At 33.3% G+C, this 26,173-nt stretch carries 22 protein-coding genes and 1 other RNA gene; 12 read left to right on the top strand and 11 right to left on the bottom strand.

Annotation, left to right across the window (positions count from 1 at the left end; translation table 11 throughout):
* Positions 1-287 precede the first annotated feature (287 nt).
* Positions 288-446 carry a hypothetical protein gene (locus BM239_RS15435; protein ID WP_177209026.1) on the top strand — a complete coding sequence of 53 codons (159 nt, stop codon included), beginning with the start codon at positions 288-290 and terminating at the stop codon, positions 444-446.
* A 27-nt stretch (positions 447-473) separates the two neighbouring features.
* On the opposite strand, the gene BM239_RS10570 is transcribed toward BM239_RS15435, so the two are convergent.
* Positions 474-1,094, bottom strand: a complete 621-nt coding sequence (locus BM239_RS10570; RefSeq protein ID WP_092208374.1) for an L-threonylcarbamoyladenylate synthase — start codon at positions 1,092-1,094, stop codon at positions 474-476.
* Positions 1,095-1,240: 146 nt separating this feature from the next.
* On the opposite strand from BM239_RS10570, the gene BM239_RS10565 reads away from it, so the two are divergent.
* Together BM239_RS10565 and BM239_RS10560 are read left to right on the top strand one after the other, a co-directional pair.
* Positions 1,241-2,206, top strand: a complete 966-nt coding sequence (locus BM239_RS10565; protein WP_143094914.1) for a pepsin/retropepsin-like aspartic protease family protein — start codon at positions 1,241-1,243, stop codon at positions 2,204-2,206.
* Positions 2,203-3,171, top strand: a complete 969-nt coding sequence (locus BM239_RS10560; protein WP_092208370.1) for an early set domain-containing protein — start codon at positions 2,203-2,205, stop codon at positions 3,169-3,171. Before BM239_RS10565 ends, BM239_RS10560 begins: the two co-directional genes overlap by 4 nt.
* A 6-nt stretch (positions 3,172-3,177) precedes the next feature.
* Here BM239_RS10560 and BM239_RS10555 read toward each other — a convergent pair whose 3' ends face one another.
* Both BM239_RS10555 and BM239_RS10550 read right to left on the bottom strand, forming a co-directional pair.
* Positions 3,178-5,511 (bottom strand): ATP-dependent helicase, encoded by a 2,334-nt coding sequence (locus BM239_RS10555; protein ID WP_092208368.1) that lies wholly within the window; start codon positions 5,509-5,511, stop codon positions 3,178-3,180.
* Between the two features lie 102 nt (positions 5,512-5,613).
* Entirely contained in the window at positions 5,614-7,173 is a 1,560-nt protein-coding gene (locus tag BM239_RS10550; RefSeq protein WP_092208366.1) for a hypothetical protein, read from the bottom strand.
* 62 nt (positions 7,174-7,235) lie between these two features.
* Here BM239_RS10550 and BM239_RS10545 point away from each other — a divergent pair, with 62 nt between their 5' ends.
* Together BM239_RS10545 and BM239_RS10540 are read left to right on the top strand one after the other, a co-directional pair.
* Positions 7,236-8,807, top strand: coding sequence for an FMN-binding glutamate synthase family protein (locus tag BM239_RS10545; protein ID WP_092208364.1), 1,572 nt, complete (start codon positions 7,236-7,238; stop codon positions 8,805-8,807).
* Between the two features lie 20 nt (positions 8,808-8,827).
* A complete protein-coding gene (locus BM239_RS10540; protein ID WP_092208362.1) occupies positions 8,828-9,349 on the top strand; it encodes a DUF7935 family protein in 522 nt (173 codons plus the stop codon).
* 240 nt (positions 9,350-9,589) lie between these two features.
* Here BM239_RS10540 and BM239_RS10535 read toward each other — a convergent pair whose 3' ends face one another.
* Genes BM239_RS10535 through BM239_RS10525 form a run of 3 tightly spaced genes read right to left on the bottom strand, consistent with a single transcriptional unit; the run spans position 9,590 to position 13,412 of the window.
* Positions 9,590-10,483: a patatin-like phospholipase family protein gene (locus BM239_RS10535; RefSeq protein WP_092208360.1), complete on the bottom strand. Its 894-nt coding sequence runs from the start codon at positions 10,481-10,483 to the stop codon at positions 9,590-9,592.
* Complete coding sequence (locus BM239_RS10530; protein WP_092208358.1) at positions 10,483-11,406, bottom strand: patatin-like phospholipase family protein; 924 nt, start codon at positions 11,404-11,406, stop codon at positions 10,483-10,485. Before BM239_RS10530 ends, BM239_RS10535 begins: the two co-directional genes overlap by 1 nt.
* 2 nt (positions 11,407-11,408) lie before the next feature.
* Positions 11,409-13,412 carry a M1 family metallopeptidase gene (locus BM239_RS10525; RefSeq protein ID WP_092208666.1) on the bottom strand — a complete coding sequence of 668 codons (2,004 nt, stop codon included), beginning with the start codon at positions 13,410-13,412 and terminating at the stop codon, positions 11,409-11,411.
* 81 nt (positions 13,413-13,493) lie between these two features.
* Between BM239_RS10525 and recG the strand changes: the two genes are divergently transcribed.
* The 3 genes from recG (at position 13,494) to pheT (ending at position 18,683) form a co-directional block, all read left to right on the top strand.
* Positions 13,494-15,644: an ATP-dependent DNA helicase RecG gene (gene recG, locus BM239_RS10520; protein ID WP_092208356.1), complete on the top strand. Its 2,151-nt coding sequence runs from the start codon at positions 13,494-13,496 to the stop codon at positions 15,642-15,644.
* Between the two features lie 59 nt (positions 15,645-15,703).
* Positions 15,704-16,159, top strand: coding sequence for a tRNA (cytidine(34)-2'-O)-methyltransferase (locus BM239_RS10515; protein WP_092208354.1), 456 nt, complete (start codon positions 15,704-15,706; stop codon positions 16,157-16,159).
* A gap of 97 nt (positions 16,160-16,256) precedes the next feature.
* Positions 16,257-18,683 carry a phenylalanine--tRNA ligase subunit beta gene (gene pheT / locus BM239_RS10510; RefSeq protein ID WP_092208352.1) on the top strand — a complete coding sequence of 809 codons (2,427 nt, stop codon included), beginning with the start codon at positions 16,257-16,259 and terminating at the stop codon, positions 18,681-18,683.
* Between the two features lie 76 nt (positions 18,684-18,759).
* On the opposite strand, the gene BM239_RS10505 is transcribed toward pheT, so the two are convergent.
* Positions 18,760-18,951: a cold-shock protein gene (locus BM239_RS10505; protein WP_092208350.1), complete on the bottom strand. Its 192-nt coding sequence runs from the start codon at positions 18,949-18,951 to the stop codon at positions 18,760-18,762.
* 200 nt (positions 18,952-19,151) lie between these two features.
* Between BM239_RS10505 and BM239_RS10500 the strand changes: the two genes are divergently transcribed.
* Positions 19,152-19,388, top strand: coding sequence for a DUF2007 domain-containing protein (locus BM239_RS10500; RefSeq protein WP_092208348.1), 237 nt, complete (start codon positions 19,152-19,154; stop codon positions 19,386-19,388).
* A gap of 63 nt (positions 19,389-19,451) precedes the next feature.
* Here the strand turns inward: BM239_RS10500 and BM239_RS10495 are convergent, their stop codons facing one another.
* Positions 19,452-21,077, bottom strand: a complete 1,626-nt coding sequence (locus BM239_RS10495; protein ID WP_092208664.1) for an ABC-F family ATP-binding cassette domain-containing protein — start codon at positions 21,075-21,077, stop codon at positions 19,452-19,454.
* Positions 21,078-21,232: 155 nt separating this feature from the next.
* Here BM239_RS10495 and BM239_RS10490 point away from each other — a divergent pair, with 155 nt between their 5' ends.
* Positions 21,233-22,669, top strand: a complete 1,437-nt coding sequence (locus BM239_RS10490) for a TlpA family protein disulfide reductase (protein WP_092208346.1) — start codon at positions 21,233-21,235, stop codon at positions 22,667-22,669.
* 72 nt (positions 22,670-22,741) lie between these two features.
* Here the strand turns inward: BM239_RS10490 and fsa are convergent, their stop codons facing one another.
* From fsa to ffs, 3 genes are all read right to left on the bottom strand, one after another.
* The gene (gene fsa, locus BM239_RS10485; RefSeq protein WP_092208344.1) at positions 22,742-23,395 is read right to left on the bottom strand and encodes a fructose-6-phosphate aldolase; all 654 of its coding nucleotides are present in this window, start codon (positions 23,393-23,395) and stop codon (positions 22,742-22,744) included.
* 80 nt (positions 23,396-23,475) lie between these two features.
* Positions 23,476-24,279, bottom strand: a complete 804-nt coding sequence (locus BM239_RS10480) for an SDR family oxidoreductase (RefSeq protein ID WP_092208342.1) — start codon at positions 24,277-24,279, stop codon at positions 23,476-23,478.
* A gap of 153 nt (positions 24,280-24,432) precedes the next feature.
* An RNA gene (gene ffs, locus BM239_RS10475) (signal recognition particle sRNA small type) lies at positions 24,433-24,531 on the bottom strand.
* An 88-nt stretch (positions 24,532-24,619) separates the two neighbouring features.
* On the opposite strand from ffs, the gene BM239_RS10470 reads away from it, so the two are divergent.
* Both BM239_RS10470 and BM239_RS10465 read left to right on the top strand, forming a co-directional pair.
* Positions 24,620-25,654 (top strand): glutaminyl-peptide cyclotransferase, encoded by a 1,035-nt coding sequence (locus tag BM239_RS10470; protein WP_092208340.1) that lies wholly within the window; start codon positions 24,620-24,622, stop codon positions 25,652-25,654.
* A gap of 30 nt (positions 25,655-25,684) precedes the next feature.
* The gene (locus BM239_RS10465; protein ID WP_317042739.1) at positions 25,685-26,122 is read left to right on the top strand and encodes an acyl-CoA thioesterase; all 438 of its coding nucleotides are present in this window, start codon (positions 25,685-25,687) and stop codon (positions 26,120-26,122) included.
* The last annotated feature ends 51 nt before the right edge of the window (positions 26,123-26,173 follow it).

Below are 26,173 nucleotides of genomic sequence, written 5' to 3'. Positions count from 1 at the left end.
TAAAATCTAAACCTATTAAAGCTCAATCTAACCGATTGGGCTTTTTTTATTGCCAGGATTTAAAAAAAACTCACTAAATGAGTCAATAATTACTATCATTTATGTTAAATAAATAAGATATTTATTATAATTTAACTTAAACATAAATAGTTTAACAGATAAATTGTACAATTTGTAGACTTTTTATTATTTAAAGATTATAATAACTTAAATTTAATTAACCCAAACCTACTGCAACACGTTTTTTGTAAAAGATTTTTGAAAACCTACTTAAAATCTAATTTACTATGAAACAGACATTACACTATCAGTTTAAAAGACGCTCTAAAAACCATTTAGATTGGCTCATTAATGTTATTAAATCTGAAAAGTATTTTCAGGCAGATTCAATAATTTTAACCAATAATCAAACAAACCGATTTTCAAGAAATTTAAAATCAGCTTAATAATTAAAAAAGGTAGTTTATAGAATTCTAAAAAATCTCTAAACTACCTTTTCCTTCTCTAACAATTATTGGAGATTCTTCCGATAAATCGATAACGGTAGATGCTACATTATCGCCATAACCAGCATCAATTACTAAATCTACTAGATTATCCCATTTTTCAAGAATTAATTCGGGATCTGTAGTATATTCTAAAACATCATCTTCGTCACGAATGGATGTAGAAATAATAGGGTTTCCTAATTGCTTCACTATTTCAAGCGCAATATTATTGCTAGGCACACGAATACCTACTGTCTTTTTCTTTTTAAAAACAGAGGGCAACGATTTGGCTCCTGGCAATATAAATGTATATGGACCAGGAAGCGCACGTTTTAAAATTTTAAATGTCGTGGAATCTATCTGCTTAACATAGTCGCTTAAATTACTTAAATCATGACAAATAAAGGAGAAATTAGATTTTTCTAGTTTCACCCCTTTTATTCTAGCTATTTTTTCTAACGCCTTCACATTTGTGATGTCACATCCTAATCCATAAACGGTATCGGTTGGATAGATAATTAAACCTCCCTTTTTTAAAACTTCTACAACACGCTTAATCTCTTTTGGATTAGGGTTTTCTTCATAAATTCTAATAAATTCTGCCATAATAATTGGGTAAAATGATGCTATACAAATTAAATATTTTTATTTGAATTACCTATCACCATCATAACATTTCAAAAATTAAACTTAAATTTATAAACTGTTGGGTAAATTCTGTAACATTTACCTTTTTTTTCAGTCTTAATAATATGCCAAGAATACTATTATTTATACTAATTACATGCTATTCAAGCTTATTGAAAGCTAATGACATAAAGAGTAAACGGTCTATTATTTTTCCAAAATCTGAAAAAATCAATGAGTACACGACACGAATTCCTTTTAAACTTGTGGATCATCTTATTGTTGTAGAAGCTCAAATTCACGGTCAAAATGGAAATTTCATTATTGATACGGGATCAGAAACCATGATTTTAAACAAAGTACACTTCAAAAACCTTTATAAACACCAGAAAAAAGACAATCAATCATTTGGCGTATTGGAAGCAATTGATAATCCATATGAAAAACAAGTAAAGGATTTTGTACTTCAAAACTTTAAACTGGAATCATTAAAGTCAGATGTTATCAACCTCTCACATATAGAAAAAAGTAAAAAAATAAAACTATTAGGGATTATTGGCTATTCTGTATTAAAAGATTACGAAGTTTTTGTTGATTTATATTTGAATCAAATTACATTATCAAAAGTTAATAAAGACGGAAATAAGCTCGATAAAAAAGTTTACATTGAAAAAATTGTTGATAGTTTAAATTTTTCATTAAAAAATCATACTATAACACTGGTTGGAAATATCAACAATAAAAAAGTGACGTTTGGGCTGGACACCGCAGCAGAATTCAATCAAATAAGCAAAAACCTTAATAAAGAAATACTCAAATACTTTACACCAAAAAAACGCTTAACTTTAATTGATGCTAGCAACAATAAAAAAGAAGTTATTGCTGGAAAACTACATCGCGTAAAATTAAGCGAAACTATATATTTTGGCCCTATGGATACTGTTTTAACAAACTTGCGAGGTATTAACCAAGCTTTCGGCACAGATTTGGATGGTGTTTTAGGCTATGAATTCTTCAAACAAAAAAGAACCATTATAAATTATCAGAAAGAGAAATTGTATTTTATAAATTATCCCATACAAAAACATTGAAACTAGTTATATCACAAATTATCAGTATTTTTTACTTTCTCACTTGCGCCTCAAGCTTTTCACAAGAAGAAAAAATTTTAGGCTACAAGATAGAAGGCGATGATATTGTATTTGTGTTTGACATTAGCAATTACAACAGAATCACTTCAGACGACGAAGGCAGCATTAATGACTTTGACGATTTAAATATAAAAGAAGTTATTGTGTCTGGGCAATTTAACGATTGGACTCGTGACAAATGGAAAATGAAAAAAATTGGCATTAACACCTTTGAATTAAGAAAAAAAATAGCCGATTTTACTAATGAATTTTCTTGGGAATTTAAATTCTTAATCAACGGAAAATACTGGGCTGAACCTAACGATAACATTGCCAATATAGCACCAGCAAAAACCCCAAGCGGAAGCCCCTTAAATGTCTATAATTTAAAGTTTTATACAGCCTATCAAAATGAAGATGGTAATGCTTGTTTTAAATTATATGGTCATAAAAATGCAAAAAAAGTAATTCTGGCAGGCTCATTCAATAAATGGGATGAAAACCTTTTTTCTATGAAAAAAGTTGAGAATGGCTGGGAAATAACATTAGAAATTAAACCTGGATCCTATCAATATCGTTATATAGTTGACGGAAATTGGATTGAAGACCCTTATAATCCTAATAAAGTTGAAAATGAATATGGCGAATACAATTCGGTAATTAATATCACCAAAGAAGTAACCTTTGAATTACGGAATTTTTTGGATGCTGAAAAAGTCATCTTGTCTGGTAGTTTTAATAATTGGTCTGAAGATGCTCTAAAAATGAAAAAAACAGATTTTGGCTGGACACTAAACTTGACATTAACTGGAGGAAAGCATCATTACAAATTTATTGTGGACAATGAATGGATAACAGATCCTGACAATCCAGTAAAAGAATATGACGGGAAAGGCAACATTAATTCTGTTTTTATGGTAAAATAGTTTTTTTTAACTGATTACCTCCAATTTAGCAAAACGTAACAATAGTTTTTTAACACCACCATTATTGAATTTAATTTCGGCTTTCGTATCAGCGCCTGCACCTTCAATTTTTAAAACTTCACCTTTTCCAAAGCGCAGATGCTCCACCATATTACCAACCACTAAATTACTATCAAATAAGTTGGTATTCCCTTTGGTTTGACTAACAGGTTTTAAATTTTTAGAGGCAGGCAATACTTTCTTTTCTACTTTAGAAACTGGCGCACCTTTCTTTTTGAAAGTTGGTTGAACTGGTTTTTTAAAGCGGACTTTATTCGGTTCTGGATCGCCAAAAATATCAGCATCTAGCATCGGATTAAAACGGCGTTCCTCAATAGGTGTAATAATATCTAGATATTCCTCGTCTATTTCTTCAATAAAGCGACTAGGTTCCGAATCAATCAGTTTACCCCAACGGTAACGCGATAAAGCATAAGTTAAATAAGCCTGTTTTTCTGCACGTGTTAAAGCCACATAAAATAAACGACGCTCCTCCTCCAACTCACTACGAGTTCCCATACTCATAGCTGAAGGAAACAAATCTTCCTCTAGACCTACAATATAAACATACGGAAACTCCAAGCCTTTAGCCAAGTGAATGGTCATTAAGGCAACATGATCAGCATCACCTTTATCTGCATCTAAATCGGTCGCCAAAGCCACATCTTCTAGAAATTCTGCTAATGAAGCTGTAGCATCCACAATTTCTTTTTGCCCTTCAACAAAATCTTTAATACCATTTAAAAGCTCCTCAATATTTTCCATTCTAGCAACACCTTCAGGCGTGCTGTCTTTATTTAATTCACGAATAACACCACTGGCTTTTACCACGTGGTCCGCTAACTCAAACGCATTGGCTGTTTGATTCATAACTTGAAAACTCTCAATAAGCGTGGTAAAATCACGCAATTTGTTACGCGCACCAGAATTGACATTTATTTCTACTTGATCAATATTTTGTAAAACTTCAAATATGGTTTTACCATAACTGTTTGCTGCTACTACCAACCTATCCATGGTTGTTTGCCCAATACCGCGAGCCGGATAATTAATCACTCGTTTTAAAGCTTCTTCGTCAGCTGGGTTAATAATCAAGCGCAAATAGGACAAGACATCCTTAATTTCCTTTCGTTGATAAAATGACAAACCACCATAAATACGATACGGTATATCGCGTTTGCGTAAGGCATCTTCAATAGAACGGGATTGCGCATTAGTTCTGTATAAAACAGCAAAATCGCTATTTGGTAATTGATTTTGCATTTTATTTTCAAAAATAGAACTCGCTACAAATCGCCCTTCATCACCATCGGTTAACGAACGGTTAACTTTTATTTTAGCACCTTCATCATTAGCTGTCCAAACAATTTTATCGAGCTTGGTTTGGTTTTTATCGATGATGGAATTAGCCGCATTTACAATATTTTTTGTAGAACGGTAATTCTGTTCTAATCGGAATAACTTCACATCATCATAATCTTTTTGGAAGTTTAAAATATTATTAATGTTAGCACCACGGAAGGCATAGATACTTTGCGCATCATCCCCTACCACACAGATATTTTGAAAACGATCTGATAAAGCACGAACAATTAAATACTGTGAATGGTTGGTATCCTGATACTCATCCACCAAAATATAACGAAATTTATCTTGATATTTTGCCAAAACTTCTGGAAAACGCGTGAGCAATTCGTTGGTTTTCAACAACAAATCATCAAAATCCATTACACCTGCTTTAAAACAGCGGTCTACATAATTTTTATAAATATCGCCTAATCGTGGACGTCTAGCCATTTTATCGGCTTCCATTAATTCTGGATTCCGAAAATAAGCCTTTACGGTTATTAAGCTGTTTTTGTAAGATGAAATTCGGGAACGAATCTGTTTGGTTTTATAGATTTCCTTATCCAGATTCATTTCTTTAATTATGGCCGCAATTAGCCGATCGGAATCTTGGGTATCATAAATGGTGAAGTTGCTTGGATAGCCTAATTTATCAGCTTCAAAACGCAAAATTTTAGCAAAAACCGAGTGAAAAGTTCCCATCCATAGATTTTTCGCTTCGCTTTCACCTACAATAGTTGCAATACGTGCTTTCATTTCACGTGCTGCTTTGTTGGTGAATGTTAATGATAAGATATTAAAGGCATCCACACCTTGACTCATGAGGTACGCAATACGATAGGTTAACACACGTGTTTTGCCAGAACCAGCTCCTGCAATAACAATCATCGGTCCATCTTTCTGTAATGTTGGCGCAAGCTGCGCTTCATTTAACTGGCTTAAATACTTCTCCAAACTTCTATAATTTTTTAAAGTGTAAAAATAACTATTGTTAGCCGTTTAGGCAGTCGGATATATGATTAATTATAAACAAATTTTAATAGAAAAGTGGGAATCCTACTCAAACGTCATGGCTTTAAGCAAACCTGCTCGTGTATTAATCCAGATATAATTGAAAACGGATTGATTTTTATTTCTTTCAACTCCTTGTTTGGTTACTTCTACAAATTGAGATTTTCGTTTGTTACTATTTTTGGAAACAAAAATATTGACTACATCCGATAAAAATTTATTCTTCTCTTTTCCATCTTCGCGAAGCACTACCACATCAAAATTTTCATATTTCGTTTTGAAATCAATTTGCGATGAGTTGTCGTTACCATCAATTGTTAGATAGGTTTTTTCCAATTCGCCTTCCAAACGGACGTTTAAATTAGGTTGTAAAAATGTATTTAAATAGGAGGCTTTCAATAAATCTATTTCAGCCTGAAATAAAAACCTATCCTGCATATTATTTACATCAAACTCCCAATTAGCATGCAATGGAGCATGATTCATGAACTCTGTACGTATATCCAATGTTGTTTTGGCTGGTGACACATAGGTATTACTGACATTTTTGATTATGGCTTGAAAATCGTTAAAATTAACCGTTCCGGCTTGACGGTCTGCCTTTACTTTTTCCGAATAACTAATTTTGGTATCTACAATTTTAACCTCATCAATTGCTAAATCAAACTTCAAATCGCGTAACATTTTACTGTAAAGTGGCTTGATAGACATATCGTCGGCCACCAGTTTATCACGATAAATGTCTGCATCAATTTCGGTTATCAAAACCTGTGGACTTTTAATTTGAAGGATGGAATCCTGACGGAAACCATAATCAAATTCGTTTAGCTCTATGGATGCCATTCTTATATTATAATGGTCACGCTCTTTAGGGATAATACGAGATAATTCTTTTTTAGCGTATTTTGTTTTTATGGTTACATCTTGCAAGTTAATTTGCTTATTCTCAATTTCAGATTTTCCTATTCTTAAGTCATCGTAATCACTCATTCTAAAAAACAAACTATCAAACATCAAATGCAAACCGTTATAAGCTATTGGAATTTTTTGTTTTTGTGTCTTTGCATCAAAACGAATATTTTTCAATGAAAAATGGGTGTTTTTCACATGAAGCATTAAGGAATCTGTTTCCAAGTTGTACATATTAATATGCCCATTTTCCATATTAAAACCATCCACAATTACCGTTTTTTCAAACGAATTATTGGATTCCGATTTATAAGCTGATTTTTGAACTTTAGGATTGTGGTTGTAGTAAACAGTTGGATTCTCTAATGCAACATCTGAAACATGAATTGTATTTTTCACCAAATAACTCCAGTAGCCAACATTTTTAACTAATAACTGATGTAGTTTCAACTGCATTAGCGTATCATTAGTAGTTTGGCCTATTCTAAAAAATTGAAGCTCATTAACCTCCAGACTACCTGAAAAAATATTAACACTTAAATCCGAATAGGAGACTTTCATGGTTTTTGGAAGGTCGTTTTCAATATAGCTTGTTAGTTTGTTTTTTATATACCATTGCGCAATAAACAACATTATAAAAACGCCAATTAATATTCCCAAGCCTATTTTTAACCACTTTTTTCCAGTATTGCCCATTTCATAAAGATATCTAATTTTTAAGATTAATTTTAAATATATTTACCTAAAAATTTAAATCTATGAATGCTTTCCTTGATTTTTTGGCCAATATATCTTGGTGGATGTGGATCTTAATTGCTTTAACTTTAATTGCTATTCGCGATGTGTTTTTACAAAAGCGACACACTATTAGTCATAACTTCCCTATAATTGGTCATTTTAGATATATGTTGGAGAAAATTGGCCCTGAATTAAGACAGTATTTAGTTGCCAATAATAGGGAAGAATTACCATTTAATCGTATAGAACGCAGTTGGATATACGCCTCGGCAAAACACGAAAACAACTATGAAGGTTTTGGAACCGATCGAGACATTTATGCCCATCAGCATATTTTTATTAATAATGCCATGATGCCTTATAAAGTTTCAGACAACCATCCCAACGCAACGGACAACACATTTTTACCATGCGCCAAAGTTATGGGCCTCCATAACAATCGTAGAAAACCGTTTAGACCCGCTTCTGTTATTAATGTAAGTGCTATGAGTTTTGGTTCGTTATCTGCTAAAGCTGTAGAATCAATGAATAAAGGCATAAAAATTGCTCATGCCTATCATAACACAGGAGAAGGTGGTTTATCACCATATCACTCTCATGGAGGCGATGTTATATTTCATTTTGGCACTGGATATTTTGGTGTTCGTAATGATGATGGCACGTTTTCTTTAGAAAAATTAGTGGCATTAGTTAATAAAAACCCGTTTGTAAAAGCTATTGAGATTAAGCTTTCACAAGGTGCCAAACCAGGAAAAGGAGGTGTTTTACCTGGAGCTAAAATCACACAAGAAATATCAGACATACGAAGCGTTCCGTTAGGAAAAGACGTCCTCTCTCCTCCTAATCACTCTGCGTTTTCAAACGTTTCAGAAATGTTAGAGTTCATAGAGCAAATTGCAGAAGCTACAGGGCTACCTGTAGGTATTAAAGCAGCTATTGGAAAACTAGACCAGTGGGAAGAACTTGCCGATTTAATGGTAAAGACTGGAAAAGGTCCAGATTTTATAACAGTTGATGGTGGCGAAGGCGGAACAGGCGCTGCACCTCCTAGCTTTGCGGACCATGTATCTTTACCATGGGTTTATGGATTTAGTGATTTATATAAAGTGTTTAAAAATAGAAATATTACCGAGCGGATTGTTTTTATTGGAAGTGGCAAGTTAGGTTTCCCTGCAAAAGCTGCTATGGCATTTGCCATGGGAGCCGATTGCATTAACGTGGCTCGCGAAGCTATGATGAGTATTGGTTGTATTCAAGCCCAAGTGTGCCATACTAATAGGTGCCCAAGTGGTGTTGCTACACAAAACAAATGGCTACAAAGTGGTATAGACCCAACACTAAAGTCAGAAAGATTAGGCCAATATTTTAAAACATTCAGAAAAGAATTTATTGAAATAACCCATGCTGCAGGCTACGAACACCCTTGCCAATTTAAAATGAGTGATGTGGCTGTAAATGTTGACGATCATAATTTAACCAAAGAATTGGACAGAACATACATGTACAACAAAACAACAGTTCCTTTTAACGGTATGCAGGAATTAAAAGATTGTATATATTTGGGCGGTCACATAAACAAATTAGAAAATTAATAAACAGAATACCTATTAAGATGGAGATTGAAAAATTATTTGAACTTTTTTTATATGCCGTTCCAACAGTTATCACAGGAATGATTGCCTATTACTTTTTTAAAGAACATACCAAAAATGAAGATGGGAGACGCCGATTTTTATTACATAAAGACATGCAAGCCAACACCATGCCTATCCGTTTACAAGCTTATGAGCGAATGGCACTTTTTTTAGAACGCATTACACCATCAAAATTACTAATTCGTGTGGCTCCACTTTCTGCCAATAAGGAAGATTATGAATCGTTATTAATTCAAAGTATTGAGCAAGAATTTGAACACAACTTATCCCAGCAAATATATTTGACGGACGATTGTTGGAATATTATTACAGCAGCAAAAAACGCCACTATGCAACTTATTAGAAAAGCTGCCTTGCTAGAAAAAACAGACTCTGCCAACAAACTACGTGAAGTAGTCCTAACAGAAATGATGGAAAAGCGTGCGCCTAGTGATGCCGCTTTATCATTTATTAAACAGGAAGTTGCCGAAATGTGGTAGATAATTATTGTAAGAGGCGTTGTAAAACATTTAAAATGAGAAATACAACGTCCCTTTGATAATTATTCATTGCTCCTTATTTTATAAACATGTTATATTAAGTGCTTTTTAGCAACACAAGAAATAGACTACATAACAATTTTGTAAAAAATTTAAACTTACCAAAAGCCATATAGTTAATAAATAAAGGCCGATAAAAAAATAAACTAACTTCACATATTATAACGTCTTAAAACAACTTTATTCCTTAAAATTTGTATGCCGTTTTTCTGCATACTCATAACCTTGCTGCCACCATTTGGTCATGAGTCGCTTACTAAATATTAAGGAATTTTCTGTTAAACTGGATGGTGTGTAATACAAGTTAAGCTTTACACCTCTATTTTTAGCAGCTAACTTACCAATAAGAATATCATTCCGTTCCACCTGATTTAATAAATGCCCAAATAGATTAATCATTAATGAAAATGGATTTTTCCCAAGCACTTTTTTATGTTCAATATTTTCAGCTTCTAAAATAATGGCATCCACTTCTGTAGCACCTCTATTTATGGCTTCCCGAATTGGCACCACACATCCTAAACCGCCATCAGCATACTCAAATCCGTTGACTTTTGTAATAGACATAAACGGAATATAATTACAGGAAATCCAAATCCAATTACAAAATTCATCATAAGTACAATCATTAATCGACTTATATTCCACCGAATTTTTAGATAAATTGGAAACCGTGGCAACAACGTCTTTTTTTTCAGATCGGATTTTAAGATACTCATCTTTAGTAAAATTTCGCTTAATATGGCGCCTTAACGCTTTACTTTCTCCAAAGGTTCTTTTTCTGCGAATAAACTGCCAGATAGAATTCACAAAATCAATAGACACATACTCCCTATCGCCTTTTTTACGTTGAACAAACGGACTAACGCTAAAAATATCATGCTGCTGCACATTCGTGTACATGTCATAAAGCTTTGGAATATCTCCTAATGCCAAATGCGGGATTAATAAACTTCCAGTAGAAGTTCCTAAAAACATATCATACGTTTTACCCTTTTCCTCCATTAAATATTGTGCTACACCTCCTGCATATGCACCTTTACTTCCTCCTCCTGATATAACTAATGCTTTCATTATTCTGGTTTCGTTTCGGTTTCTATTTCTAACGGGCTTGTTTCTTGGTTTTTATATTTAGCAAATTCAAAACCACTTTGCCACCATTTGGTCATTTTTTCCTTATCAAAAACAAGCGAGTTGGTTGTTAAAACAGTTGGTGTGTAATAAAAATTGATAATCGCATTCTGATTATTTGCAACAAACTTACCTATTCGCACATTTTGACTTTCAATTCTATCTAACATAAACGCAAACATATTAGTAAGTAAAGAAAAAGCATTAATAGATGGCATTCTATTAAAAGCTGTTACTTCTGTTTGTAAAATAATAGCATCCACCGTTGTTGCACCACGCTTAATAGCTTCTTCTATAGGAACCATAGAACCTAAACCACCATCAGCATACTCACAACCATCCTTTTTAACCAATGTCATAAAAGGCGTGTAATTGCACGAAATCCAAATCCATTCGCAAAATTCATCGTATGTAAAATCGTTAATCGACTTATATTCCACTTGGTTTAAGGATAAATTTGAAACCGTTACCACCACATCTTTCTGTGATGCTTTTAAAATATCAAACTCGCTTTCAGAAAGTGTTTTCTGTATCAATTTCTTTAAATGGTGACTTTCGCCGAACGTCTTACTACCACGCAACAAATTTCGAAGGACATTAAAGTGATTAATCCCAATAGTTTCAACCCCTTTTTTCTTCTTGATGGTGAATGGACGACGATTAAAAATAGCATGTTGATTGACATTGGTATATACGTTTTTTATTTTCTCGACATTTTTCAACCCTAAATGCGATACGAGCAAACTCCCTGTTGAGGTACCTATAAGCAAATCATATTCATGTCCTTTTTCTTCAATTAAATATTGTGCCACTCCTCCTGCAAATGCACCTTTACTTCCTCCTCCTGAAATAACTAAAGCTCGCATATTTATTGATTTTTTTTAGTTAATCGCTGTATAATAAGCTCATATTCTTCTGTGTTTGACAACTGATTTAATACATTTTTAGCAAACGATTTAAATTGCCAACTATGATGATTGGTAGCCTCTATTAAGTTTACAATAGCGGTTTCTGGAAATACCTGTAAAGCATTTAGATACGAAAATGCACCTTGACGTACTTCGAAGCCATAATCTGCCGATGTATATGCTACTAACTCATCAAAAAAAAGCTTTTTGTTTTCGGCTTCATAATCTGGCGTAGAAAGCGCCAAAACCAACCATAACAAACGTACATTTTTATCGGGCAACCCAACTATTGATTTTGTCTTATTTAAATAGTCTGCGCGGTTCTCTGGAAAATTAACCCATAAATTATAAAGCGCAGATTCTATCGTAATGTAAGATTTATCAGTCAATAGCGATTCATATTTCGACTTTAATGTTAGTGGAATTTTTACAAGGTTTTTAGCAATGGCTTGACGCACTTTTAAACCCTCATTAAAAACATCTCCTGAAATCAGTTCTGGTACTTGAGCAACAATTTTAGCTTTTGCTTCAGCAGACAATGGTGCAATTAGGTAATAATCGCATTTAGCGTTTTTAGCTTCGCAATCCGCCATGAGAAATTCCTGCATATATTCCAATTGCTCCAAACTTGCCATAGCTACATTATATGGAAATGTATCTGCCTCCAACCAAATAGCCACAAAAGCATCTAGATTTTGACCACTTACCTTTTCAACTTCTTGAATAAAGTTGGTTGTTTCTACGTTTTTAAACTGATAGATTTGTAAATAGTTTTTAACGGCTGTTTTAAACGCCTCATTACCTATTTTTTCGCGTAAGGCGTGTAAAACCCAAGCCCCTTTTTTATAAAAGGTAGCGCTACTGGATTTCGGATTCAACAAAGAAGTTCCTTCATTACGACTATCTTGCTCTAATAGTTCTTGAGCGTATTCATACAAACGCATATAGTAATAATTCTCGCCAAAAACATCCTGCTCAACTAATAGTGCATAATACGTAGCAAAACCTTCTTGCAACCAATGATGTGTTCCAGAGGTTTCTGTAACCAAGTTCCCAAACCATTGATGTGCTAATTCGTGCGCATTAACATTTACATAATTTCTGTCGTTAAACGCAATAGAATCTATGACAAACGAATCTGCAAAAATGGTAGTTCCTGTATTTTCCATACCGGAATACAAAAAATCATGAACAGGAACTTGCTTATAATTTTGCCATGGATATGGAACACCAATTTCAGTTTCTAAAAAATGAAACATTTGCTTGGTATATCTGTAGGTTGGTTCTACCTTAAGAGAATCTTCAGGATAATAATACATTTCTAACGGAATGCCACTTCCTGATAGGTCTTCATTTTTATCATATTTTCCAATAGCTAAAGCCACTAAATAACTAGCCATTGGTTGATTCATATTATAACTCCAAATAGTGTTAGCACCATTAATCTGCTTATCAATTAGTTTTCCATTTGAAATAACGCTAAAGTTTGAATCGAATTCAACGGTTAAATCAAATTCTATTTTATCATTCATATCATCTATACTTGGCAACCAATTACTGGTGTATTTACCTTGCCCTTGTGTCCAGACTTGATTTGGAGCGTCGTTATCCCAACCAACAAAATACAATGCTTTTTTTGGTGTAGCCGTATATTGAAACGTTACAATATTTTCTTTTGAAACTTTAAAAAGATTAAATAAAATGAGCTTTTTTCCATCATTCTTATAGGTAATTGTGCTTCCATTCAACAGCACATTAGAAAATGTGATGTTTTGAGCATCTAAAAAAATAGAATCAGTAGATTTTAAAACATCAAAAATAATGGTGAGATTTCCCGAAACACTTTTAGTGGAAACATCTGGCACAATGCGTGCTTGAATCTGTTTAAAATCCACAAAATCTGTTTGTTGCGAAAAAACAATACTGCTGAATAAAAAACCTAAAAGAACAAATACATATTTCATAGCATAATTTAAGCAAATACTGCTCCAAAATACAAAAATTTGCATTTTATGAATTGATTGAAATGACTTAAATTCGCTTTTATGAATACCCATTTACAAACTCCCATCGATTACCTCAAAGGCGTTGGTCCTAATCGTGCTGATTTACTTCGGAAAGAACTCGGTATTCATACCTATCAAGACTTAATAAATTTATTTCCAAATCGGTATTTAGACCGAACCAAATACTTCAAGATAAACGAACTACAGCAAAACAACGCTGAAGTCCAAGTAATTGGAAAACTGATAAAGTTTGAGGAGATTGCCCAAAAACGCGGTAAACGATTAGTCGCCACATTTCAAGATGAAACTGGTACTATGGAATTGGTTTGGTTTCGTGGGCAAAAATGGATTCGCGACAGTTTAAAGCTTCAAACACCTTATGTTATTTTTGGAAAAACAAATTTCTACGGTGGCAAATTTAGTATGCCACATCCTGAAATGGAACTTTTAACGGAACACCAAACCAGTTTACGTTCGGCCATGCAGCCCATTTATCCATCTACTGAAAAATTGAATAATAAGGGAATCACGAATCGTGTGGTTAATAAAATAATGCAACAATTGTTTGTTGAAACCAAAGGCAGATTTATTGAAACCTTATCACCAGAACTTTTAGAAAGTCAGAAATTAATCTCAAAAAGTGATGCACTTTTCAATATCCATTTTCCGAAAAATCAAGACCTTTTAGCTCGTGCCCAATACCGATTAAAATTTGAAGAATTATTCTATATTCAACTCCAATTAATTTTAAAAAACCTTATTCATAAATCAAAAATAAAAGGACTTCCTTTTGAAAAAGTTGGAAACTATTTTAACACCTTTTACGAGACCTATTTACCCTTTGAATTAACCAACGCACAAAAACGTGTTTTAAAAGAAATTCGTCAAGATTTAGGTAGCCACGCACAAATGAACCGGCTTTTACAAGGCGATGTGGGTTCTGGAAAGACCATTGTAGCCTTCATGTCAATGCTCATGGCACTTGACAACGGTTTTCAAGCCTGTTTAATGGCTCCAACTGAAATTTTGTCAGTACAACACTATAACGGATTACTTGAATGGTGTAAACAATTAGATATCAGTATAAAAATACTAACAGGCTCAAGCAAAACTTCAAATAGAAAAGAAATTCATCACGCGTTAGAAAATGGCGAATTACAAATACTTATTGGCACTCATGCCCTATTAGAAGACAAGGTGAAATTTAAGAATTTAGGTCTCGCAATTATCGATGAACAGCATCGGTTTGGTGTAGAACAACGGAGCAAATTATGGCACAAAGGACCAAAAATAAGCCCTACTCAATCCTCCGAAAATAATGAACCAAAAGGCGCTATTCCACCACATGTTTTAGTTATGACAGCCACGCCTATTCCGCGTACTTTAGCGATGTCTGTTTATGGCGATTTGGACATATCAGTTATAGATGAATTACCTCCAGGAAGACAAGCTATAAAAACGGTACATCGCTATGATAAAAACAGGTTAGACGTCTTCCGTTTTATACGTGATGAAATTGAAAAAGGACGACAAATTTATATCGTTTATCCACTTATTCAAGAAAGTGAAAAAATGGATTACAAAGATTTAATGGATGGCTATGAAAGTATTTCACGTGATTTTCCAATGCCAAAATATCAAATTTCCATTGTACATGGCCAAATGAAAGCTGCCGATAAAGATTTTGAAATGCAGCGCTTTATAAAAGGTGAAACTCAAATTATGGTTGCCACAACCGTTATAGAAGTGGGAGTAAATGTTCCAAATGCTTCTGTTATGATTATTGAAAGTGCGGAACGCTTCGGGCTCTCGCAACTTCACCAATTAAGAGGTCGTGTTGGTCGTGGTGCCGAACAGAGTTATTGCATCCTCATGACGAGCCATAAATTAAGTAACGACAGCAAAACGCGTTTAGAAACAATGACCAGAACCAACGACGGTTTTGATATTGCAGAAGTCGACTTAAAACTACGTGGTCCAGGAGACATTATGGGTACGCAACAAAGTGGTGTTCTAAATTTACGTATTGCCGACATTGTTAAAGATGGTAACATTTTAAAAACAGCACGCTACTATGCTAAACACGTTTTAAACTCAGACCCCAATTTATCTAAACCCAATAACCAAGCTATTTTATTTACATACCAACAAATGAGTAAATACAAGAACATCTGGAACTATATTTCTTAATTTGAAATAAAAACTCAAATAAAAAGCACTTTTATCCAAACTAAAAAACACATTAAAAAATGCCTTTAAATATTGTACTCATAGAACCTGAAATACCAAATAATACTGGAAATATTGGACGATTAGCATTAGCAGCTGGATCCAATCTTCATTTGGTAAAACCGTTCGGTTTTGAAATTACAGATTCACGACTGAAACGAGCTGGTTTAGATTATTGGCAGCATTTAAATCTTCACTATTATGAGAGTTTAGAGGACTTCTTCATAAAAAATAAAGATGCTAACATGGCATTTTTATCCAGTCATGGCGAAAAAAACCATTGGGATATTCCTTATGAAGATCATATTTTTTTAATATTTGGCAAAGAATCGGTTGGTTTACCAAAAACACTTTTAAAAAAACATGAAGACAACCTGTTTAAAATACCTCTTTTTAGCTCACAAGTAAGAAGTTTAAATCTAGCTAACGCAGTGAGCATAGTCGTTTACGAAGGGATTCGGCAAATTACCTCTTGATATAAAATGCTAGTTTACGAACTTCATATTTATACAAACAATGTTTGAATGCTAGTGTCAATATTTTATCTTTGCAGACTTAATTAACCCATGATTCATGAAGATTTCTTACAACTGGCTTAAACAATTCATTAAAACGGATTGGAGTCCAGAACAAACTAGTGAGCTTTTAACCGATTTAGGTCTTGAAGTAGAAGGCCTTACCAGCTTTCAATCTGTAAAAGGTGGACTTGAAGGTATTGTTGTTGGTGAAGTATTAACATGTGTACAACACCCAAATGCTGATAGATTAAAGATAACAACTGTTTCTGTTAGCACAGATGCACCGTTGCAAATTGTTTGTGGTGCACCTAATGTAGCTGTTGGACAAAAAGTACCTGTTGCAACTATTGGCACTACGCTATATACAGAAACTGGAGAAGCATGGACCATTAAAAAAGGTAAGATTCGCGGCGAGGAAAGTCATGGAATGATTTGCGCAGAAGATGAGCTAGGTTTAGGAAAAGGGCATGATGGTATCATGGTCTTGGATGAGAAGTTAAAAACAGGCACCCTATTAGCAGAGGTGTTTAAAATTGAAAATGATCAGGTTTTCGAAATTGGCTTAACACCAAATCGCGCTGACGCTATGAGTCACTATGGTGTAGCTCGCGATCTACGTGCTGGTTTCACGCAAAAAGACATTAATACAGAACTTATTACCCCTTCAGTTAGCGCCTTTCATGTGGACAACCGCTCATTACGTATAGATGTAGACGTTGTTGATAAAAATTTAGCACCACGATATTGCGGTTTAACCATATCTAATATTAAAGTAGCCGATTCTCCTGCTTGGTTACAAAACCGACTTAAGGCCATTGGCCTAACACCTATAAATAATGTGGTTGATGCCACAAATTATGTCCTTCACGAATTAGGACAACCACTTCATGCTTTTGATGCTAATAAAATTACAGGCAATAAAATAATAGTAAAAACCCTACCTAGTGGCACCAAGTTTACTACGCTAGACGGTGTTGAACGTGAACTTCATGAAGAAGATTTAATGATTTGTAATGCTGAAAAACCTATGTGTATTGCTGGTGTTTTTGGCGGAATGGATTCTGGTGTTACTCAAAGTACTACCAGTATCTTTTTAGAAAGCGCATATTTTAATCCTGTAAGTGTTAGAAAAACAGCCAAACGCCATGCGTTAAATACCGATGCATCCTTTCGTTTTGAACGTGGAATAGACCCAAATATTACAGAATACGCTTTAAAACGGGCAGCACTTTTAATTGAAGAACTTACAGATGGTGTGGTTACGAGTGATTTAATTGATTTTTACCCAAATAAAATAGAAGATTTTCAAGTACGCTTAAGCTTTGATAATGCCAAAGATTTAATAGGCGAAGAAATTCCCAAAGACATCATCAAACGCATATTAATGTCTTTAGATATTAGAATTAATAATGTTACAGAAACCGGATTAGGCTTAACGGTTCCTGCCTTCCGTAATGATGTTCAGCGCGAAGCTGATATTATTGAAGAAATTCTGCGTGTATATGGTTATAATAATATTAAAACCACTGAAAAGCTGAATGCATCTATTTCAAATACATCTAAGTTTGAAGATTATAAGCTTCAAAACATTGTTGGAAATCAGTTGGTATCTCAAGGCTTCTTTGAAACCTTAACCAACTCTTTAACAACACCAGATTACATTAAATTAGATTCAGACTTAAAGCCAGAACATCATGTTGAAATGCTGAACCCCTTAAGCGCAGATTTAAGTGTTTTAAGACAGTCTATGTTGTTTTCGGGTCTTGAATCCATTCGCCACAATGTTAACCGTCGTCGTGAAGATTTAAAATTATTTGAATTTGGAAAAACCTATCATAACTTCACTAATAATCGTGAAGAATTCAAACACTTATCAGTTCTAATTACAGGTAATCGGCATGAAAACCGTTGGAATACAGAAACTAAACCAAGTGATTTTTATTATATGAAAGGAACTGTTGAAGCTATTTTAACACGTTTAGGAATTCATAAATTAAAAGCATCTCCAATCCAATCTCAAGTATTTAGCGAAGGCTTAACCCTGTCTTTTGGTAAAACGAAATTAGTTGAATTTGGCTTGGTTAAGAAAGCCATTTTAAAGCATTTTGGTATTTCTCAAACCGTTTTATTTGCGGATTTTAAATGGGACGCCATCATTGAAACCGCTAAATATAATCGGATTTCATTTACTAGTATTTCTAAATACCCAGAAGTACGACGGGATTTTGCGCTATTAATAGATCAATCTGTTAGTTTTGAAAGCATATATAAAATAGCGAAACAAACAGAAAAACAATTACTTAAAGGCGTGAATCTGTTTGATGTATATGAAGGTAAGAATTTACCAGCTGGCAAAAAGAGTTATGCGGTTAGTTTTACCATTCAAGACGAAAGCAAAACGCTTACCGATAAACAAATAGATAAGATTATGAATAAGTTGCAAACTAATTTTGAAAAACAATTAGGAGCAGAGTTGCGTTAAATAGTAAAAACAAATAGGCATAAAAAAACCTCGAATTTAATTCGAGGTTTTTTGTGTTCAATAAGTTAAATATAAATTATATTACTTTAACGTTTACTGCATTCAGTCCTTTTCTTCCTTCTTCTAAATCAAATTCTACTGCATCACCTTCACGAATTTCGTCAATTAATCCAGAAATGTGAACAAAATGTTCTTTGTTTGTGTCATCTTCAACGATAAATCCAAATCCTTTAGAATCGTTGAAGAATTTTACTGTTCCTTTACTCATTGTAATAATTTAAAAATTTTAATATTAAACAAATATAATTATATAAAATGACGTTCTGAACTTTTTAGAACATTTTTTTACAGGTGAAACGTTTAAATTGATGAAATTAGTCGTTTATTTCATTGCTTATTTTAGCCTAAAATCAAATAATAACAAGGTTATTTTGTATCTTTAAGCGTATTAATTTTGAACTTATAATTATGGATTCTGACTATAAAAAAATTTACACTGGTAGCTTTATTATTGCTCAATTGATTGTTGATAAACTAGAAGCTTTAGGCATTTCAGCAATTGTTAAGGATGAAAGTGAATCTGGACGACTAGCTGGTTTTGGAGCTTCTATTTCTGGTTCGCAAGATATATATGTTAATATTGAAGAGTTATCTGAAGCCATCCCTATTGTAGAAAGTGTGACTTCGGAGCTTGAAGCTCATTAGTGAAAAATACATTTAAAATCAAAACAAAAAAAATCTCTAGTTAAACACTAGAGATTTTTTTAATTATACTGTAACTGCGTACATTTTCTGACGCATTTCCTTAATTTTAGGATCCTGCATGTATTCATCAAAAGTAGTATACCTATCAATAACACCATTTGGAGTTAATTCTACCACACGGTTGGCAACAGTTTGGGCAAACTCATGATCGTGAGTTGAAAATAACACAGTACCCTTGAAGTTTTTAAGCGAATTATTAAAGGCTGTAATACTCTCTAAATCCAAATGATTTGTAGGTTCATCCAACATTAGGACGTTAGCACGCATCATCATCATGCGGCTTAACATACAGCGTACCTTTTCACCTCCTGATAAAACATTCGATTTTTTCAAGGCTTCTTCACCGCTAAAAATCATTTTCCCAAGAAAACCACGAATATGTACTTCCTCCCGTTCTTCCTCTGTTTTTGCCCATTGACGTAACCAGTCAACTAAAGATAAATTATTTTCGAAAAACTCACTATTATCAAGTGGCAAATAAGATTGTGTGGTTGTTATACCCCAATCAAAAGTTCCAGCATCTGGTTTTTCTTTATTATTTAAAATTTGATAAAATGCTGTTGTTGCTCTAGAATCTTTAGAATACAATACAACTTTATCGCCTTTATTTAAGTTTAAATCTATATTTTGGAAAAGAACTTCTCCATCTATAGAAGCAGCTAATCCTTGTACATTTAAAATCTGATCACCAGCTTCACGTTCCCGTTCAAAAATAATAGCAGGATAACGACGACTAGTTCTTCTAATTTCAGATATATCTAATTTATCAATCATTTTCTTTCTACTGGTAGCTTGCTTACTTTTTGCTACGTTGGCAGAAAAACGACGAATAAATTCTTCTAATTCTTTCTTTTTCTCTTCAGCTTTTTTGTTTTGTTGGGCATGTTGCCTTGCTGCTAGTTGAGAAGATTCATACCAAAATGTATAATTTCCTGAAAAATGATTTATTTTCCCGAAATCAATATCCGATATATGCGTACAAACTGCGTCTAAAAAGTGCCTATCGTGAGATACAACAATGACACAGTTTTCATAGTTTGCCAAAAAGTTTTCTAGCCAGGAAATGGTTTCATAATCCAGGTCGTTCGTTGGCTCATCCATAATTAACACATCAGGATTTCCAAATAAAGCTTGAGCTAATAATACACGTACTTTTTGTTTACCATCTAAATCTTTCATTAAGGTATAGTGGTGCTCTTCTGAAATTCCTAAATTAGATAACATGGCAGCTGCATCGCTATCTGCGTTCCAACCGTTCATTTCTTCAAACAATACTTGGAGTTCACCAATTTTTTCGGCATTCTCATCGGTATAATCTGCATAAAGAGCATCAATCTCCGTTTTTAACTTATAGAGTGGTTTATTACCTTTTATTACAGTTTCTAAAACGGTATCATCGTCATGTAAGTTATGATCCTGTTCTAAAACTGACATACGCTTACCAGGCTCCAAATGCACATGTCCTGAAGTAGGATCTTGCTTTCCTGATATAATTTTTAAAAATGTAGACTTTCCGGCTCCATTAGCACCTATAATTCCATAGCAATTACCATTATTAAAAGTAGTACTAACTTCATCAAAAAGGACGCGCTTACCAAATTGAACCGATAAATTTGAAACTGATAACATGTATTGTTCTTTAATTTTTGCAAAAGTAAAAAAAAGCATCCATAAGGCGAAACAAATCCCAGTATATTAATATTTAACAACGAATTAACAACATGTCACAAGTACAACTTTTACATTTGTGATTATAAGTCCACTATCTATTTGATTACAAAATTATGAAGGAATTAAAACTTATTTGTGCTTTAATTGTAACGACTCTTGTCTTTTTATCTTGTGAAAAAGATTCTAAAACAGATGAAGGAGCTGCATATTTTGGTGGCGAAGTTGTAAACCCTAAAAATAATTTTGTAATTCTATCCAAATCAGAAAACGTTTTAGATACCATTCGTTTGGATGAAAATAATCGGTTTCTGTACAAAGTTGATCATGTTGAAAAAGGACTCTACACCTTTCGCCTTTGGGCATCTGAAGGTTTGGAATACCAAATGGTATTGTTGGAACCTAATGATAGTTTATTATTTAGATTAAACACATTGGAGTTTGATGAATCTTTAGTTTACACTGGTAATGGTGCCAAAAAAAACAACTACCTAATAGATTTGTTTTTAGATGGCGAGGCTGAAGATAAAACCATATTGGGTTTTAGTCAATTACCACCAGTGGAATTTGAGCGTCTTTTGGACTCTATTAGAAACCACAAGTTAATGAGGTTAAAACAGTTTAATAGTAAAAACCCGTCTTCAGACACTTTCAACAATTTAGTAAAAGGCAATATTAATTATGATTATTACTTAAGCAAAGAAGTATATCCATTTGTAAATTATGGAAATACTGAACGCGCTAACTTTAATGACCTTCCTGATGATTTTTATGACTACAGAAAAGATATTGACTATAATTACTGTGAATTAATGGATTATTTTCCATATTATTCCTTTTTAAAACATCATTTTGAAAATTTAGCCCTTTCCGAACATTTTAAAAAATCCGACGATAGCGTTTTTGATTTAAAGTCTTTAAACTACAACCTAATAAAGTTGAATTTAATTGACAGCTTAATGGTTAATGACTCTATTAAAAATTCATTATTAGTTCAAACTGCTGTTGAGTTTATCAGTAATAGTAAGAATACAGATGATTATGATTTAGTATTACAATCTTACACCGCAAAAAACACCAATAAGAAAAACCATCAATACGTTACCAATATGGTAAATTCTTTAAAAGGGTTGAAAGCAGGACAACGCCTGCCAGAAATTACAGTTTTAAACTACAATAATAACGAGTTATCTTTAAATAAGATTATTAATAAACCAACTGTTGTTTATTTCTGGTCTTCAGCCTATCGGTCGCATAATGATAGCCATAGAAAAGCAACAGAATTAAAAATTAAGTATCCAGAAGTCGATTTTATAGCTATAAACGCAAATGCTAAAAATGTAACGAATTGGAAAAAACAATTATCTCAATTTAATTACTCCAAACATGACGAGTTTATGTTTAAAGAACCCGAAATAGCTAAACATAAATTAGCTATTTCACCAATAAATAAAGTGATGATTATTGATCAGGATGGTAAAATTGTTAATGCACATACCAATATGTTCTCTATTATGTTTGAAGAAGAGTTATTAGGACTACTTAATAAATAACATACAAATAAAACCCATAAAAAAGCCTTAACGTAACTGTTAAGGCTTTCTTTATTTTTTAGATCTTTGAAATTAGTTTCCTTTTTTAAAATCTTCTAGAAATTTGGCTAACCCAATATCGGTTAATGGATGTTTTAATAAGCCTTCAATAGCACTCAATGGCCCAGTCATAACATCAGCTCCTAATTTAGCACAATCAATAACATGCATGGTATGACGAACAGAAGCTGCTAAAATTTCTGTTTCAAACATATAGTTATCATAGATATGGCGAATTTCAGAAATCAGATTTAGTCCATCTGTAGAAATATCGTCTAGACGACCAATAAATGGCGATACATAAGTGGCTCCAGCTTTAGCTGCTAAAAGTGCTTGACCTGCTGAAAACACTAAAGTCACATTAGTCTTTATCCCCTTATCTGAAAAATATTTACATGCCTTAACACCATCTTTAATCATTGGTAATTTCACGACAATCTGCTCATGTAGTTCTGCTAGTGCTTCGCCTTCACGAATCATACCTTCAAAATCTGTTGCAATAACTTCTGCACTTACATCACCATCTACAATGTTGCAAATGTCCACATAATGCTTCATAATATTGTCATGTCCTGTAATGCCTTCTTTAGCCATTAATGATGGATTTGTAGTAACACCATCTAAAACACCTAAATCCTGTGCTTCACGAATCTGATCTAAATTGGCTGTATCAATAAAAAATTTCATAAGTAATTGTTTGTCTATTCTGCTTAAGCAGACATATTAATAGTTTGTTGTAAGTAGTTCCTTAATTTGCGATTACAAAATTACAATTTATAATGATTCATGAGGAGTTTTTCATAAACTTTATCTGGTAAAATTCGCTTTAAAACAATGGAAAACTTCTGCATAAATTCCCCAACTTTATAATGCACTTTAGGGTTGGCAGTATTGATAATTTTATGAATAGCTTTTGCCATTTCTAAAGGATCTTTTCCTGCGTCTACATGCGAATCCATTAACTTTAAAGTGCTACCATAGGGTCCCTTATATGGCGAACCATCTAATACTGGCGCATGGTAACGACCCGATGCTATATTGGTTGCAAAATCGCCTGGAGCAACATTTGTCATATGAATATTAAAAGCCTTGACCTCCATACGAAAAGCTTCCGTAACCAATTCCAAAGCCCCTTTACTTGCTGAATAGATACCACGATAAGGCAGTCCCATATAACCAGCTATGGATGTAACATTAATAATTAAACCAGATTTCTGCTTACGCATCTGTGGCAAAACTGCTTTAATGACATTTATTGGTCCAAAAAAATTAGTTTCAAAATTGCTCTTAATTTCTTGTTCTGGAATTTCTTCAATGGGTCCTGTAATTCCAACACCTGCATTGTTTATAACCACATCTAACCTACCCGTTTTAACAATAACTGTTTTAATAGCTTCAGTAATGGTTTCTGGTTTGGTAACATCCAGTCTTACAATTGGGAAATTACTTGAAGCGTGTTTTTCTGGTGAACGACTTGTACCAAACACCATAAATCCTTGGAGTGTTAAATAATCACCTACTGATTTTCCAATTCCAGATGAACCACCAGTAATTAAGACAACTTTAGACATATATATTCTAACTATAATTTAATGACCGTAAAATTAAGAATGTATTGTGTAAAAAGTCTATAAAATGAAAAAGATTTGTAAACTAACAGCTTACAAATCTTATTTATAAATGAATCCCTTCTTAATTTTGAAAGGAAAAAGTAAAGGCACAAAAAAAGGCAAGCTACCTACATCACACCGCTACGACCGTCTACCTTTGCTGCGTTCCCGCCCTGGAGGATTCAACAGGAGCTGGTTGTGTAGGACTTGCCCGCGGCAAAGATACAATCTTTTAAATTTTTCACAATGATTTTTTAAACTGAATTTTAATAAATATCTTGCTACAAATAATTAACTAATCATGAAGCTTTATAAGTCTCTTACTATCATAATTTTATGCCTTACTTTAACATCTTGTGGCACCAATATTAATGAAGAAAAAAAAGATATTTCAATCAAAACAAATGCGTCAAATGATGCTTTTACACTTGGTAAAGACTTGAAATTATCCATTTCAAATCCTAAAAACCATAAAATTGGCTCCGTAAGTTATACGTTGGACGGAAAAGATATCCAATCATCGGAGACACTTAACAACATGAAACTAGGGATACATGAATTAGTGGCTTCTTTCAGTTTGAATGGTGAAAGCACGAGCATTTCTAAAAGTATTACCATTTTAAATAATCAAACACCTAAAATTTACACCTATACTATTATTAACGAATATCCACATGACCAAACGTCCTACACACAAGGGTTGGAATTTCATAATGGCGAATTATATGAAGGTACTGGACAATATGGTGGCTCCAAGCTTCGAAAAGTAGACTATAAAACTGGTGAAGTTTTAAAAAACATCAATTTATCAAACGAATATTTTGGCGAAGGTATTACCATACTTAATGATAAAATATATCAACTTACGTGGAAAAAAGGCACAGGCTTTGTTTACGACGTGAATACCTTTGAAAAAACAGGCAGTTTTAAATATGGTGAAAGTTTAGAAGGCTGGGGAATTTGTAACGATGGCTCTAAATTATATAAGAGTGATGGCACCGAAAAAATTTGGACGCTTAATCCAGAAACTTTAGCCGAGGAAGGTTACATTCAAGCTTACCATAACAAAGGAAAAGTAGTAGAGTTAAACGAATTAGAATGGGTAAATGGCAAAATATATGCAAACCGCTGGAACAAAAATGGTGTTGCAATAATTAACCCTAAAAATGGCGCTGTAGAAGGTGTGATAGATTTTACACCACTTCATAATATGGTAACCAAACACCCGAAATTAGATGTATTAAATGGAATTGCCTACAATCCAGACACCAAGACCATTTTTGTAACGGGAAAATATTGGGATAAACTCTTTGAGGTTGAAATAACTGAAAAGTAATTTGAAATTTGTCCATTAAACGTTTCAGGTTTGCCTTATGCTACAATGGATGCATTAGCTTTGCCAGGAAAACAACATAAAACTATGCAAATTTTTGAAACTAAAATTATAGTCACTTCAGACGATATTGACAATTTAAATCACGTTAATAACGTACGGTATGTGCAATGGGTTGAAGATATTGCTAAAATGCATTGGTTTACAAAAGCACCTAGTTCCATAACAGATCATTATTTATGGATAATGTTATCGCACCATATTACCTATAAAAAACCAGCGTTTTTACAGGATGAAATCACACTAAAAACTTACGTTCCAAACTCTGAAGGCGTAACATGCACACGTGTTGTTGAAATATTAAATAACGACATATTATTAGCAAAATCTGAAACTACATGGTGTTTTATGGATAGCAACCGTATGCGGCCTACAAGGATAACGGATGAAGTAAAAAACATATTTCTCTAATTTTTATAGTTTTCATACGAAATCATCAATACAAAAGTTATATTTTTGAAC

Source organism: Algorimicrobium echini (assembly GCF_900115185.1).
GTDB lineage: Bacteria > Bacteroidota > Bacteroidia > Flavobacteriales > Flavobacteriaceae > Algorimicrobium > Algorimicrobium echini.
Note: the sequence above shows the minus strand (reverse complement) of the source record. Positions and strands in the feature narration are given on the sequence as shown.

What these genes read in the sequence shown, in the direction of transcription:
- BM239_RS15435 (WP_177209026.1), top strand. Translation starts at nt 288, where the DNA reads ATGAAACAGACATTACACTATCAGTTTAAAAGACGCTCTAAAAACCAT.
- BM239_RS10500 (WP_092208348.1), top strand. Translation starts at nt 19,152, where the DNA reads ATGGATTCTGACTATAAAAAAATTTACACTGGTAGCTTTATTATTGCT.
- BM239_RS10470 (WP_092208340.1), top strand. Translation starts at nt 24,620, where the DNA reads ATGAAGCTTTATAAGTCTCTTACTATCATAATTTTATGCCTTACTTTA.
- BM239_RS10535 (WP_092208360.1), bottom strand. Translation starts at nt 10,483, where the DNA reads ATGAAAGCATTAGTTATATCAGGAGGAGGAAGTAAAGGTGCATATGCA.
- BM239_RS10515 (WP_092208354.1), top strand. Translation starts at nt 15,704, where the DNA reads ATGCCTTTAAATATTGTACTCATAGAACCTGAAATACCAAATAATACT.
- BM239_RS10530 (WP_092208358.1), bottom strand. Translation starts at nt 11,406, where the DNA reads ATGCGAGCTTTAGTTATTTCAGGAGGAGGAAGTAAAGGTGCATTTGCA.
- BM239_RS10565 (WP_143094914.1), top strand. Translation starts at nt 1,241, where the DNA reads ATGCCAAGAATACTATTATTTATACTAATTACATGCTATTCAAGCTTA.
- BM239_RS10545 (WP_092208364.1), top strand. Translation starts at nt 7,236, where the DNA reads ATGAATGCTTTCCTTGATTTTTTGGCCAATATATCTTGGTGGATGTGG.
- BM239_RS10495 (WP_092208664.1), bottom strand. Translation starts at nt 21,077, where the DNA reads ATGTTATCAGTTTCAAATTTATCGGTTCAATTTGGTAAGCGCGTCCTT.
- BM239_RS10490 (WP_092208346.1), top strand. Translation starts at nt 21,233, where the DNA reads ATGAAGGAATTAAAACTTATTTGTGCTTTAATTGTAACGACTCTTGTC.
- BM239_RS10480 (WP_092208342.1), bottom strand. Translation starts at nt 24,279, where the DNA reads ATGTCTAAAGTTGTCTTAATTACTGGTGGTTCATCTGGAATTGGAAAA.
- fsa (WP_092208344.1), bottom strand. Translation starts at nt 23,395, where the DNA reads ATGAAATTTTTTATTGATACAGCCAATTTAGATCAGATTCGTGAAGCA.
- BM239_RS10550 (WP_092208366.1), bottom strand. Translation starts at nt 7,173, where the DNA reads ATGGGCAATACTGGAAAAAAGTGGTTAAAAATAGGCTTGGGAATATTA.
- pheT (WP_092208352.1), top strand. Translation starts at nt 16,257, where the DNA reads ATGAAGATTTCTTACAACTGGCTTAAACAATTCATTAAAACGGATTGG.
- recG (WP_092208356.1), top strand. Translation starts at nt 13,494, where the DNA reads ATGAATACCCATTTACAAACTCCCATCGATTACCTCAAAGGCGTTGGT.
- BM239_RS10505 (WP_092208350.1), bottom strand. Translation starts at nt 18,951, where the DNA reads ATGAGTAAAGGAACAGTAAAATTCTTCAACGATTCTAAAGGATTTGGA.
- BM239_RS10540 (WP_092208362.1), top strand. Translation starts at nt 8,828, where the DNA reads ATGGAGATTGAAAAATTATTTGAACTTTTTTTATATGCCGTTCCAACA.
- BM239_RS10570 (WP_092208374.1), bottom strand. Translation starts at nt 1,094, where the DNA reads ATGGCAGAATTTATTAGAATTTATGAAGAAAACCCTAATCCAAAAGAG.
- BM239_RS10525 (WP_092208666.1), bottom strand. Translation starts at nt 13,412, where the DNA reads ATGAAATATGTATTTGTTCTTTTAGGTTTTTTATTCAGCAGTATTGTT.